This window comes from Streptomyces ipomoeae 91-03 (assembly GCF_000317595.1).
In the GTDB taxonomy this organism is placed as follows: domain Bacteria; phylum Actinomycetota; class Actinomycetes; order Streptomycetales; family Streptomycetaceae; genus Streptomyces; species Streptomyces ipomoeae.
In genome coordinates this window covers 1-11,644 of record NZ_AEJC01000585.1, presented here as the reverse complement: position 1 = coordinate 11,644, position 11,644 = coordinate 1, and the positions used below count along the sequence as shown (strand labels likewise).

At 71.5% G+C, this 11,644-nt stretch carries 11 protein-coding genes and 1 pseudogene; 7 read left to right on the top strand and 5 right to left on the bottom strand.

Annotation, left to right across the window (positions count from 1 at the left end; genetic code table 11):
* A partial coding sequence (locus STRIP9103_RS37730; RefSeq protein WP_009334672.1) for an alkaline phosphatase D family protein occupies nt 1–1,615 on the bottom strand: 1,615 nt, incomplete at its 3' end.
* Nucleotides 1,616–1,816: 201 nt separating this feature from the next.
* Nucleotides 1,817–2,461 (bottom strand): HNH endonuclease family protein, encoded by a 645-nt coding sequence (locus STRIP9103_RS37725; protein ID WP_009334674.1) that lies wholly within the window; start codon nt 2,459–2,461, stop codon nt 1,817–1,819.
* A gap of 488 nt (nt 2,462–2,949) precedes the next feature.
* On the opposite strand from STRIP9103_RS37725, the gene STRIP9103_RS37720 reads away from it, so the two are divergent.
* The 3 genes from STRIP9103_RS37720 (at nt 2,950) to STRIP9103_RS37710 (ending at nt 5,847) form a co-directional block, all read left to right on the top strand.
* On the top strand, nt 2,950–3,531 hold the full coding sequence (locus STRIP9103_RS37720; RefSeq protein ID WP_009334663.1) for a TMEM165/GDT1 family protein: 582 nt from the start codon (nt 2,950–2,952) through the stop codon (nt 3,529–3,531).
* Between the two features lie 251 nt (nt 3,532–3,782).
* Nucleotides 3,783–4,442 carry an HAD family hydrolase gene (locus STRIP9103_RS37715; protein ID WP_009334681.1) on the top strand — a complete coding sequence of 220 codons (660 nt, stop codon included), beginning with the start codon at nt 3,783–3,785 and terminating at the stop codon, nt 4,440–4,442.
* Between the two features lie 139 nt (nt 4,443–4,581).
* On the top strand, nt 4,582–5,847 hold the full coding sequence (locus STRIP9103_RS37710; protein WP_234022406.1) for a WD40 repeat domain-containing protein: 1,266 nt from the start codon (nt 4,582–4,584) through the stop codon (nt 5,845–5,847).
* Nucleotides 5,848–5,933: 86 nt separating this feature from the next.
* On the opposite strand, the gene STRIP9103_RS37705 is transcribed toward STRIP9103_RS37710, so the two are convergent.
* Nucleotides 5,934–6,266 carry an antibiotic biosynthesis monooxygenase family protein gene (locus STRIP9103_RS37705; protein ID WP_009334668.1) on the bottom strand — a complete coding sequence of 111 codons (333 nt, stop codon included), beginning with the start codon at nt 6,264–6,266 and terminating at the stop codon, nt 5,934–5,936.
* 124 nt (nt 6,267–6,390) lie between these two features.
* On the bottom strand, nt 6,391–6,615 hold the full coding sequence (locus STRIP9103_RS52345; RefSeq protein WP_009334659.1) for a peptidoglycan-binding domain-containing protein: 225 nt from the start codon (nt 6,613–6,615) through the stop codon (nt 6,391–6,393).
* A gap of 7 nt (nt 6,616–6,622) precedes the next feature.
* Between STRIP9103_RS52345 and STRIP9103_RS52340 the strand changes: the two genes are divergently transcribed.
* Both STRIP9103_RS52340 and STRIP9103_RS37690 read left to right on the top strand, forming a co-directional pair.
* Nucleotides 6,623–7,294: a hypothetical protein gene (locus tag STRIP9103_RS52340; RefSeq protein WP_009334661.1), complete on the top strand. Its 672-nt coding sequence runs from the start codon at nt 6,623–6,625 to the stop codon at nt 7,292–7,294.
* Nucleotides 7,295–7,680: 386 nt separating this feature from the next.
* On the top strand, nt 7,681–9,855 hold the full coding sequence (locus STRIP9103_RS37690) for an MDR family MFS transporter (protein ID WP_009334667.1): 2,175 nt from the start codon (nt 7,681–7,683) through the stop codon (nt 9,853–9,855).
* On the opposite strand, the gene STRIP9103_RS37685 is transcribed toward STRIP9103_RS37690, so the two are convergent.
* The gene (locus tag STRIP9103_RS37685; protein WP_234022405.1) at nt 9,836–10,360 is read right to left on the bottom strand and encodes a GNAT family N-acetyltransferase; all 525 of its coding nucleotides are present in this window, start codon (nt 10,358–10,360) and stop codon (nt 9,836–9,838) included. The two genes, STRIP9103_RS37690 and STRIP9103_RS37685, sit on opposite strands and share 20 nt — an antisense overlap.
* 137 nt (nt 10,361–10,497) lie before the next feature.
* Here STRIP9103_RS37685 and STRIP9103_RS37680 point away from each other — a divergent pair, with 137 nt between their 5' ends.
* Nucleotides 10,498–11,202 (top strand): hypothetical protein, encoded by a 705-nt coding sequence (locus tag STRIP9103_RS37680; RefSeq protein ID WP_009334670.1) that lies wholly within the window; start codon nt 10,498–10,500, stop codon nt 11,200–11,202.
* A gap of 161 nt (nt 11,203–11,363) precedes the next feature.
* A pseudogene (locus STRIP9103_RS53620) lies at nt 11,364–11,644 on the top strand (hypothetical protein); the annotation flags it as partial.

Here is an 11,644-nt window from a genome sequence, read left to right as displayed (position 1 = left end):
GCCGGGCCCATGGTTTCCCGCCCCGCCGGGCCCGTGCCCGGTCGAGGCGCAGACGGGCCGAACGGCCGTGCAGGGTCAGGGTCATGAGCTGGTTGCCGAACCAAGGGCCGCCCGTTCTGCGCCAGTCGATGGACGGGCGCTCGCCGCGGCCGTGCCGCTCGAACCAGCGGCCGATCGCCCGCCCCACGCCGCTCCAGCCGAAGCGGAAGCCGAGCCTCATGGAGAACGGGACGGAGTTGTGGACGGGGGAGCAGGTGAGCTGGAGTACGCGGGCGTCGGGGCCGGTGGTGTCGGCGGGCCAGGACGGCTCGGCGATGTAGGCATGGTGCACGTCCCCGGAGAGCACCAGCACCGTCGCCGGTGCCCCGGCCCCCGAGCCCGCCTCGGCGACCAGGTCGGTCAGCGCCTCGAAGGACGCCGGGAACGCCGCCCAGTGCTCCAGATCGGCCCGCCGCCGCAGCCCCTCCCCGAACCGCGCCCAGCGCTCCCCGCGCTCGCCCCGGCACAGCGCCGCGTTCCAGGACTCGGCGTCGTGCACCAGGTGCGGCAGCAGCCAGGGCAGGGAGGTGCCGATGAGGAGGTGGTCGTACGAGCCGGGGGCGTCGAGGGCCTGGGCGCGCAGCCACTCGGCCTCGCCCGGGTCCAGCATCGACCGCTTCCGCTCGTCGAGGACCCGCGCGGCCCGGGTGTCGAGCATCAGCACGCGTACGCGCCCGAAGTCCCGCCGGTAGCTCCAGCGGACCGAGGACGGGTCCTGGTCGGCCCGGGCGGCATACGCGCGCAGGGCGTCCGTGCCGTCCGGGGTCGCGCGTACGGCGGCGTGGAGCGGGTCGGCGGCCAGTTCGGCGGGGGAGAGGTTGCCGAGGTGCTGATGGACCCAGTACGACATCAGGCCGCTGAGGATCCGCTCCCGCCACCAGGAGGTGGCCCGCATGTCGGCGAGCCAGGACTCGCTGGTGTTCCAGTCGTCTATGACGTCGTGGTCGTCGAAGATCATGCAACTGGGCACGGTGGAGAGCAGCCAGCGGATCTCGGGGTCGAGCCAGGACTCGTAATAGAGGTGGGTGTACTCCTCGTAGTCCGCGACCTGGTCGCCCGGTGGGTCGGCCAGGTTCCGGCGGGCGGCGAGCCGGCGACGGGTGGCCTCGGAGGTCTCGTCCGCGTAGACCTGGTCGCCGAGGAGGAGCAGTACGTCGGGGCGCTCGGCCCGCGGGTCGGCGGCGATCCGGGACGCGAGGGTGTCCAGGGCGTCCGGGCCCACCGGGTCGGGCTCGTCGGCGGGTGGCGCGGCCCAGCGGCAGGAGCCGAAGGCGACGCGGACGGTGTCGTCCTCGGCCGGAGTGCGGATCTCCGAGGGCGGGAAGGCGGAGTCCGGCGGGGGCCACACCGGGGTGCCGTCGAGGAGGACCTCGTACGCCGATGCCGTGCCCGGGGTCAGGCCCGTCACCGGGATCAGCGCGTAGTGGTGGCCGGCGATCTGGAAGGTGCGGGCCTCGCCGCCCCCGCCGCCGGCGCACCGCACCTCGGCGGCGCACGGCCGGTTCGCCTCGACCCACACGGTCGCGGACGAGCCGTCCACGTATCTCAGCAGTGGCCCCAGACGCAGCCCCGCCATCGGCGCTCACCCGCCCTTTCTCCGGCCGGGTCCGCCTTCGGGCGCACGGCCGTTGCCGCGCTCCTCTTCGGCTCGCCCTCCTCCGTCGCCCCGTACGGTACGGAACGACGGAGGTGAGCGGGGAGGTTCCGGGCTACTTGCCGCCCGATTCGACCGGGGGGCTGCCCCGTTCGGCCGGGGGCCTGCCCGGTTCGGCCGGCGTCAGCAGCTCGCCAGGTAGTTGGTGAGCGCGGTCTTCTCGGCGGAGTCGACCGAGAGGTCGTAGTAGTACTTCACCTGGACCCAGGCGCGGACGTACGTGCAGCGGTAGGCCGTGCGCGACGGCATCCAGGTGGCCGGGTCCTGGTCGCCCTTCGCCTGGTTCACGTTGTCCGTGACGGCGATGAGCTGCGGGCGGGTCAGGTCGTTGGCGAACGCCTGGCGCCGGGAACTCGTCCAGCTGTCGGCGCCGGAGTCCCAGGCCTCGGCCAGCGGCACGAGGTGGTCGATGTCCAGGTCGGAGGCGGCGGTCCAGGTGGCGCCGTCGTACGGGGAGTACCAGCTGCCGCTGGTGGAGGCGCAGGCCGAGTCGGTGACGACGTTCGTACCGTCGCGCTTGAGGACCGTCTCGCGGGTGTTGCAGGTGCCGCTGATGGTGATCCAGTGGTTGAACAGGTCCCGGCTGTACCCGGTGCGGTCCTCCGTGGCCACGGTGAGGGTGGCGAGGTAGCTGCGGGCGGTGGCGGCGCTGACGGGGGTGGGGAGGGCGGCGGAGGCGGTGGGGGCGTTGAAGAGCGCGACGGAGGCTACCAATCCGCTGAGCGCGGTGAGTATGCTGAGCCGTCGACGCGCGTAGAACTTCGGCATGCGAACTCCCTCGGGGGGTGGGGACGTTGGAGCGGCTTGTGGCCGAACCGGGTGAGCTGACGAGCGATTGAAGAGTGGCCGCGCCGTGTTACGGGCGCGTGTGTGTTCGGTGAGAAGTTAATGACGCGAACATGACACGACAAGGGGTGCGGTCGTGATCGTCGGCGCCGGGCCCGCGATCGCCCGCTCGGGTGAGTCCCGTACGATGGGCGGCGCAGAAGGGGAGTAGCTCTTCGCCGGGACCGTCGACATACTGCTCAGTTCGTCTGAGCCGGCGCCCGGAGCGGGTCCTTCGAGCCTTTGGTTCGAGGTCACATGGACGGCCGTGTGGACGTCGAGTTCATGAGGCGGGGCCCGCCAGCGAGACCTTCGGCAAAGCAGTGCACATCCGTGCCGTACGGCACGGATGACGTGTGTGCTGCCGTGCCGAGGTGTCGCGTCAGCGGATGATTTCTCTCGGTGGGGCGGCCCCGACCGATTGAGGAACATTGATCAGCTTCAGCGTCACGGCGCTCGTCTTCGGCGTCGTCTTCCTTGCCGAACTCCCCGACAAGACCGCCCTCGCCAGCCTGGTGCTCGGCACCCGTTACCGAGCCTCGTACGTCTTCGCCGGGGTCGCCGCCGCCTTCACCGTCCATGTCGCGCTGGCGGTGGCGGCGGGCAGTGTCCTCACGCTGCTGCCGCGGCAGATCGTGCACGCGCTGACCGGTGTGCTGTTCCTGGCGGGCGCGGTGATGCTGCTCATGAAGAAGGACGAGGGCGAGGAGGAGATCCGGCGGCCGGAGGACCAGAGCTTCTGGAAGGTCTCGGGGGCGGGCTTCATGCTCATCCTGGTCGCCGAGTTCGGGGATCTGACCCAGATCATGACGGCCAACCTCGCGGCCCGGTACGACGATCCGCTGTCCGTGGGACTCGGGGCGGTCCTCGCGCTGTGGGCCGTGGCCGGGCTCGGCATCGTCGGGGGCAGGGCGCTGATGAAGCGGGTTCCGCTGACGCTGATCACCCGGATCGCCGCCGCGCTGATGGTGGGACTCGGTGTGTGGAGCCTGTGGGAGGCCGTGACCGGGTGAGTCGGGTGAGCTGAACGGAGGGTGAAGCCTTCGTCGGGGTGGTAGCGGGAGGGGCCATTTGTTTTGTACCGTGAGGGAACAAAGTGGCTCCCGCCCGTTTTCCCTGACCGGCGGGCGGGACCACCTTGTCTCGTCGGCGGGTGGCCTGTGGCTGTCCTTCCGCGTCTCTCCGTGTCCTCGTCCCTCCGTTCCCCGTTCCCCGTTCTTCGTTCTTCGTGTTTTCCGCGTCTCTCCGTGTCTGGAGCCTGCCGATGACGGCCACCACCGTTCTGACCGCCCGTGCCCTGCTGCTGGACATGGACGGGACCCTCGTCAACTCGGACGCCGCGGTCGAACGGGTCTGGCGGCGCTGGGCCGACCGTCATGGGCTGGACGGCGACGAGGTCATCAAGGTCGTGCACGGGCGGCAGGGGTACGCCACGATGGCGGTGCTGCTGCCGGACCGGCCGATGGAGCAGAACCTCGCGGACAACGCGCGCATGCTGGCCGAGGAGACCGCGGACCTGGACGGCGTCGTGCCCATACTGGGCGCACCGGGGTTCCTCGCCTCCCTCGCCGGGGTGCCGCACGCCCTCGTGACCTCCGCGGACGTCGCCCTGTCCACGGCCCGGATGGGCGCCGCCGGGTTGCCCCTGCCCGAGGTGCGGATCACCGCCGAGTCCGTCGGCGCGAGCAAGCCGGACCCCGAGGGATTCCTGAAGGGGGCCGCCGAGCTGGGCGTGGCGCCCGAGGACTGTCTCGTCTTCGAGGACTCCGGCGCCGGCATCGAGGCCGGGCGCGCCGCCGGGATGCGGGTCGTCGGCATCGGCGAGCGGGCCCGCTTCCACGGACCGGACGCGGTGGTGCCCGACCTGCGGTCGGTACGGGTCGAGACGGGCGCCGGCGGGGTCCTTCGGGTGCACGTCGGATAGGCGTGGGCCGGCGGGGTGCTTCGGGTGCGCGTCGGACAGGCGTGCGCCCGGCGGTCCGGCTCGTGGCGCCGTGGATGTGCGGGCCGCGCATCAGGTGGCCGGCTGCCGGCCTGTCGTCTTCGGGGACTACCGTGTCGGCGTGACTGATCTTGAGACCGTGGCGCGTGCCCGAGTCGGTGGCGGGGCCTGTCTTGAACGGGTGGTATGTCATCCGAGGCTTCCCCTGATCGCCGGCCTGGACTCGGAGCGTCCGGCGGTCCACGTCTGGGACTGCGGGGCCGGGCAACTGCGCGAACTCGAGACCGTCGGCGCCGGGTCGCCGGTCTACGGCGACGCCATCGGGTGGGACCGGACGCAGCGGACCCCCGCTGTGGCATGGCATCCGGACCGGCCGCTGCTCATGGTGGCGGGCGAGCACGGAGTGGTGCGGTGGACGCCGGCCGGGCTCTCCGAACCGGAAGGCGTTCCACCCCATGCCGGCTACGGCAGCCTGGCGTTCAGCCCGGACGGTCGCACGTTGTGGGCATCGCCGTCGTCAGCCGGTGGGGACGACGCATGGGAGAGCTCTGACATCCTCGACCTCGCCTCGGGAACCGTCGGTGTCGGCCCACGGTGGGACACAGGGGTCGCGGAGCACCCCGCAGGCGGGGTGGTGGTCACGCTCCAGAGCGACCAAGGCGCGACACTCGGACTCTTCGCGCGGGTCGGCCAAGGGGCCGCGCCGGCCGTGATGCGACTGCTTCGGCGGGCGCTCATCCTGGACGCCGACGGCTACGAGACGCCGGTCTTCAGCGCGGACGGACGCCATCTCGCGATCCGGGGCAACGCCTACGACAACTCACTGGACGTATTCGAGTTTCCTTCGCTGCGCCGTGTTCTGTCGACGCCCCTCGGCGAACCCAGCCCGGGCTACCCGTACCCGCAGGAGTGGCTTGAGCGGATGCGCGCCTGGTCGCGGCACAACATCGCGTTCGGCACCCGACCCGGTGTGCTCTGGATCGGAACGCCGACCGGGACACTCGTTGAAGTCGACCTCGACGATGACGGCGCGGTCGAACACGATGCGCCGGCCGGATCCCCGGTGTCCGGGCTGGGCGTCACGGCGACGGGCGAGCTCGTCGTCGCCGGCGGTGGGGGCGATCTCGTGCTCCTCTCCGTGCGCGCCGACCCCGGGAAGGCCCGGACCACGGACCGCGATACGTCGAGGGCCGCGGTCACCGCCTTCTTGGACGCCACCTCCGAGGTCCCCGACGACGGCGATCTGGAGACACACCTCGTCATGACCGACGGGACCCGGACCTGGGAGTCGGACGACCTGACGACGGTGACCACCGCGGAGGCGACGGATCCGACCTGGCTGCGGCTTCAAGCGGCGGTCAACAACCTGCACGACCGGGGCGAGTGACCACGCGAACGCGAGTGGTCGCGCGGAGCCGGTTCCGTCGGGCCCGGCCGGACGCCAGGCCCTGGGAACGTCAGGCCCTGGGAACGTCAGGCCTCGGGGGTCTTCGGGCCCGTCTGCTGGAGGACGTCGAAGGTCCAGACGGTGGAGTCGGTGGCGGCGGGCCTGGGACGCTCGGCGCCTTCGCCGCCGCCCTGGTGGGCCTGCTTCATGGGGCCCTCCATCCAGGCCTGGAAGGCGGCCTCGTCGCGCCAGCGGGTGTAGACGAGGTAGTTGTCGGTGCCCTCGACGGGGCGGAGCAGTTCGAACCACTCGAAGCCGTCGGAGCTCTCGACCACGCCGGCGCGGGAAGCGAACCGCTTCTCCAGCACCTCGCGCTGCTCGGCGGGAACCGTGAGAACGTTGATCTTGACGATGCTCATGGATTCATCCTGCACCACGCGGGGCGGGAAGCCGGTGGCCGACCCCACCGGTCGTCGGTGACCGGTCGACTGCCCGGGCCGCGTCCGCGTCTGCCGGTCGGTGGCCGTCGGTCGGCCCGGCCCGTCACGGTTCCTTCGTCTCCGACTCCAGTTGGGTCCGGGTCACGAAGCCGTAGACGCCCCGCTTCTCCTTCTCCTCCGGGATGTCGCGCTTCTTCTGGAAGGCGATGACCGCCTCTTCGACCTGGTCGTCGAAGTTCTGGTCGAAGTCGCCGTAGTAGAAGCCCAACTGGTTCAGGCGGAGCTGGAGTTCGAGGACCTCGGGGTCGTCGTCGCCCAGACGGAGCACCTTGGGTGTGGCCTTCTGGTCGTCCGCCGCGCCCGCCTCGTTCGCGCCGGCGGCCGACGTGCCCTCGGAGGCTTCGGCGCTGGGCGAGGGCTGCGGTGGGGAGGCGGACGCGGGCGCCGAGGGCGAGGGGGACGTCTGCGAGGGCGACGGGGACGGGCTCTTGCTGGGGCTCGGGCGCCGAGCGTTGCCCGACGGCGTCGACGCGGGCGCCCCGGCCCCGGTGTCGGGCTTCCCGGGCGCCGGCTCCACCGGCGACGCGCCCCCGTCCGCCGACGCGTCCGGCGCGCTCGCCCGTACGTCCTCCGGCAGCGCGCTGTCCCGCTCGGGGGTGTCGTACGAGAAGAGCCCGCTCATGGCCCCGGCGACGGCCACCATGCCGGCGGCGGCCGTTCCCGCGAGGGCGACGACGATGCCCGTACGGCGTCGGCGCCGGCGTGGGCGCGATGCCCAGGACGGAGACGAGGGCCGACCGGGGGAGCGGGGAGGCGACGAGGGGGACGAGGAGGACGGGGAGGACGAGGGCGGGGTCCCGGGCGTGCCGTGCGGCTGGGACACGCCTGGCGTGCCGTGCGGCCGGGGCGCGTCGGGCGACCAGGCGGCCTTCCCGCCCGCCTCGAACGACGTCACCGCCGGGAGGGCCATCGTCGGGGTGTCCTGGCGCGGAGTCGTTAAGCCTTGACGCTTCTCGTCACCCAGTTCGACGTACGGGCGGATGCGGAGGGGGTCGAAGTCCTCGGCGGCTGCGGCTTCCGCTGTGCGGGCCTCCAGGAGGGCGTCTGAGACACGGCGGGCGCAGCCGCAGGACGGAGTGCCGTCCAGGCCCCTGGGGGCCGAGCACTCCGGGCATATGTGGCTGTTCGGTTCGCTCACGTGTGGTCCCTCCCCGTAGGACTTCCAGAGTTTAAGCAAACGATCGCCACAGAATCTCCCAGACGTCACAGGAATCACAGGTTCCGGATGTGTTCGACAGGCCATAACCGGTCACACCGATCACGATGGAATGACAGTCCGGGAAGAGGACACTGGGAACGCTGTACGAGACCCTCGGGCCCTCGGGAGGTCTTCATGACCGACGACGACACGACTTACGACAGCGCCGCGCGGGGAGCGGCCGGTGACGGCACGCGCGCCGCCGACACCCCTCGGCGGCCACCTCCGGCGCCCCTCCGCCGCCATGACGCCCCCGGCACCGAACACGTGCCCGGCGGAGTGCTCGTCTCCATCGGGGCGCTGTTGCTCGGGATGTTGCTGGCCGCGCTGGACCAGACGATCGTGTCGACGGCGCTGCCGACGATCGTGAGCGACCTGGGCGGGCTGGACCATCTGTCGTGGGTCGTGACGGCGTACATGCTCGCGGCGACGGCGGCGACGCCGTTGTGGGGGAAACTCGGCGACCAGTACGGCCGGAAGAAACTGTTCCAGACGGCGATCGTGATTTTTCTCATGGGGTCGGCGCTGTGCGGAATGGCGCAGAACATGCCCCAGTTGATCGGCTTCCGGGCGGTTCAGGGCCTCGGCGGCGGTGGGTTGATGGTGCTGTCGATGGCGATCGTCGGCGATCTGGTCCCACCGCGTGAACGGGGGCGCTACCAGGGCCTGTTCGGCGCGGTCTTCGGCGCGACGAGCGTGCTCGGGCCGCTGCTCGGCGGGCTGTTCACGGAGCATCTGAGCTGGCGCTGGGTGTTCTACGTCAACCTGCCGGTCGGGGCGGTGGCGTTGGTCGTCATCGCCGCCGTGCTGAGCATCCCGCGCCGGGCGGAGCGGCACACCATCGACTATCCCGGCACCTTCCTCATCGCCTCCGTCGCCACCTGCCTGGTCCTGGTCGCCTCCCTCGGCGGCACCACCTGGGACTGGGGCTCCCCGCAGATCGTCCTGCTCGCGGTCCTGGCCGTGCTGCTCGCCGTCGCCTTCGTGGCCGTCGAGCGGCGGGCCGCCGAACCCGTACTGCCCCTGAAGCTCTTCCGCGTCCGCACCTTCACGCTCTCCGCCGTGATCAGCTTCGTCGTGGGCTTCGCGATGTTCGGCGCGATGACCTATCTGCCGACGTTCCTTCAGGTCGTCCAGGGTGTGTCCCCGACGATGTCCGGGGTGCACATGCTCCCGATGGTCTTCGGTCTGCTGCTGTCCTCCACGGTTTCCGGGCAGATCGTCAGTCGCACCGGCCGCTGGAAGGTGTTTCCCGTCGCCGGTACCGCCGTCACCACGCTCGGGCTGCTGCTCCTGCACCAACTCGACGCGGACAGCGGCGACGGCGAGATGGCCGCGTACTTCTTCGTCTTCGGCCTGGGCCTGGGCCTCGTCATGCAGGTCCTCGTACTGATCGTGCAGAACGCCGTCTCCTACGAGGACCTGGGCGTCGCCACCTCCGGCGCGACCTTCTTCCGTTCCATCGGCGCCTCGTTCGGCGTGGCCGTCTTCGGCACGGTCTTCGCCGGGCGGCTCGGTGACAAGCTGTCGAACGCGCTCGACGGGGACCGGCTCCCGCCCGGCGTGAGCGTCGACGGACTGAAGGCCGACCCGCGCGAGATCGCCGAACTCCCGCCCGCGCTACGGCCGTCCGCCCTCGACGCGTACGCCTCCGCCATCACCGACGTCTTCATCTACGCCGCCCCCGTCGCCGTACTCGGCTTCGTCCTCGCCTGGTTCCTGCGCGAGGACCGGCTGCGGGCGTCCGTGACGGCGCCGGACGGCGCGGAGACGTTCGCCAGCAACCCCGTCGAGCGGTCGTCGTACGACGAGGTGTGCCGGGCGCTGTCGGTGCTCGGGTCGCGGGAGGGGCGGCGCGAGGTCTACCAGAAGATCACCGAACGGGCCGGCTACGACCTGCTGCCCGCCGCCGGCTGGCTGCTGCTGCGGATCAGGCGGTACGGCTGGGTCGAGCCCGGCGTGCTCACGGAGCACAGCGCCGTACCGCTCGGCGTGATCATGGCCGCGTCCCGGCAGATCGAGGAACGCCGGCTCGCCCGGCGCGAAGGCCTCGACCTCGTCCTCACCGACACCGGCCGCGAAGCCGCCGAGAAGCTCGCCAAGGCCCGCGAGGAGTCCCTGGCCGAACTGCTCGGCGACTGGTGGGGGCCCGACCGCCCGACCGACCTGATCCGGCTGGTCGAGGAACTCAACGCGGAACTGTGCGGCTCGGACGCGGAACGGCCGCATCAGGCGGGGGCCGCCGGTACGTCGAGGTCTACGTCTACCGCTACGTCTACGTCTACGTCGGTCACGTCAGGTTCTTCGTGAACCAGTGGTCCGCGTACTCGTTGTCGTTGTGCGGTTCGGTCTCCTCGTAGCCGAGGCGGGCGTACAGGGTGCGCGCCTCGACGAGGTCGTCGCGGGTGTCGAGGACGATCCGCTCGGCGCCCAGGGCACGGGCCGCGTCCTCGGCCGCCGTCACGAGCGGGGCGGCACCGCCCTTGCCACGGGCCTCCTTCCGCAGGAAGACCCGCTTCAACTCGGCCGTGGTGGCGTCCATCAGCCGTACGCCCGCCATGCCGACGGGCTCGCCCCCGTACCGGGCCACCAGCAGCACGCCACCCGGCGGCGCGAGATACGCGCCGGTGTCCGCCGCGATCTCCCGCTCCAGCTCGTCCGGGTCCGTGACGTGGCCCTCGTGCAGCAGATACCAGCGGTCGCTGACCTCGGTGTAGTACGCCCGCCAGAGCGCGGCGGCGACGGGGGAGTCGAACGGTTCCGGGGTTATGTCCCACGTGCCGGCCGAAGTCGTCATGGGCGTCGTAACAGGCATGGCGGGCATTGTCGATGACCGGGGGTGCGGGCGCGCGCCCTTTTCCGCGCCGTTTGAAGCAAGTCGTTCGGGAGACCCGATGCGAAAGCCGGCCCACTGAGCTGAGAAGGCCGGGCCGAGAGACCTGGAAGGCATTCATGTCCACAGGCGTGATCATCGCTTTGATCGTGATCGTGGCGGCCGTGGTCGTCGTCGCGGCCGTCCTGACTCTGCGCGCCCGCGCAGGCGCGGGCGGCGGCGGATCGCTGAGGCGGCGGTTCGGACCCGAGTACGACCGGACCGTGACCCGCCACGACGGCGACGAGCGGGCCGCCGCGCGTGAGCTCACGGAGCGCGTGAAGCGGTACGGCTCGCTGGAGAAGAGGCCGTTGCGGTCCGCGGAGCGGGAACGGTACGAGGCGCGTTGGGCGGCGGCCCAGGAACGGTTCGTCGACTCGCCCCGGGAGGCTGTCGCCGAGGCGGATCGGTTGCTCGCCGAGCTGGCCGGGGCGCGGGGTTTCCCCGACGAGGGGCGCTACGAGACCCAGTTGGAGGCGCTGTCCGTGCACCACGGACACCATGTGCAGGGGTATCGGCGGGTGCATCTCGCGGCGCGGGGCTCCGCGGACGGCGCGGACGGCGCGCACGGGCGCGACGGTGTCGGCACCGAGGAGATGCGCGCGGCCATGGTCGAGGCGCGTGCCCTGTTCGACGACCTGGTGACACCGGGGCGGCTGGATGCGCGGGCGGACCGTGACCGTGACCGTACGGCGGACGAGGACCGCCGGGTGCCCGCGGCCCGCTCCCATGGGCGGTCCCTTATGCCGTGGGCGTTCACCAGGCGTCATGCGAAGGGGAGTTGAGGGGGATGACAGACGACGTGAAGACCGGTTCTTCCACGGCCGGTGCCACTGATCCCACTGGTTCCACTGGCACCGGGACTGGTTCCACCGGTACAGGGACGGGCGCCGGGTCGCCCATTGTGGCCGGGCACCATCGCCATCCCACAGGCGAATCCCGGCTGTTGCCCCACGACGAGTGCGACAAGCTCACGTCGCGATTGCGGCATGCGGTCGGGGAGTTCGTCGACGGGCCCCGGTCCGCGGTGGAGGAGGCCGACGAGGTGTTGGAGGAGGCCGCGGCTCGGTTCGCCGACGCGGTGAAGCAGCGGCGACGTACGCTGCGGGCCTCCTGGCAGGGCCCCGGCGAGCCGACGACCGGTGAGGCGCGGGGCGCCTCCGGCGACACCGAGCAACTTCGACTGGCTCTGCGGGACTATCGGGAGCTGACGGAGAGGCTGCTGAG

Coding starts and splice junctions, on each gene's coding strand:
- STRIP9103_RS37725 (WP_009334674.1), bottom strand. CDS start 2,461: ATGCCGAAGTTCTACGCGCGTCGACGGCTCAGCATACTCACCGCGCTC.
- STRIP9103_RS37680 (WP_009334670.1), top strand. CDS start 10,498: ATGTCCACAGGCGTGATCATCGCTTTGATCGTGATCGTGGCGGCCGTG.
- STRIP9103_RS37685 (WP_234022405.1), bottom strand. CDS start 10,360: ATGCCTGTTACGACGCCCATGACGACTTCGGCCGGCACGTGGGACATA.
- STRIP9103_RS37705 (WP_009334668.1), bottom strand. CDS start 6,266: ATGAGCATCGTCAAGATCAACGTTCTCACGGTTCCCGCCGAGCAGCGC.
- STRIP9103_RS37715 (WP_009334681.1), top strand. CDS start 3,783: ATGACGGCCACCACCGTTCTGACCGCCCGTGCCCTGCTGCTGGACATG.
- STRIP9103_RS37690 (WP_009334667.1), top strand. CDS start 7,681: ATGACCGACGACGACACGACTTACGACAGCGCCGCGCGGGGAGCGGCC.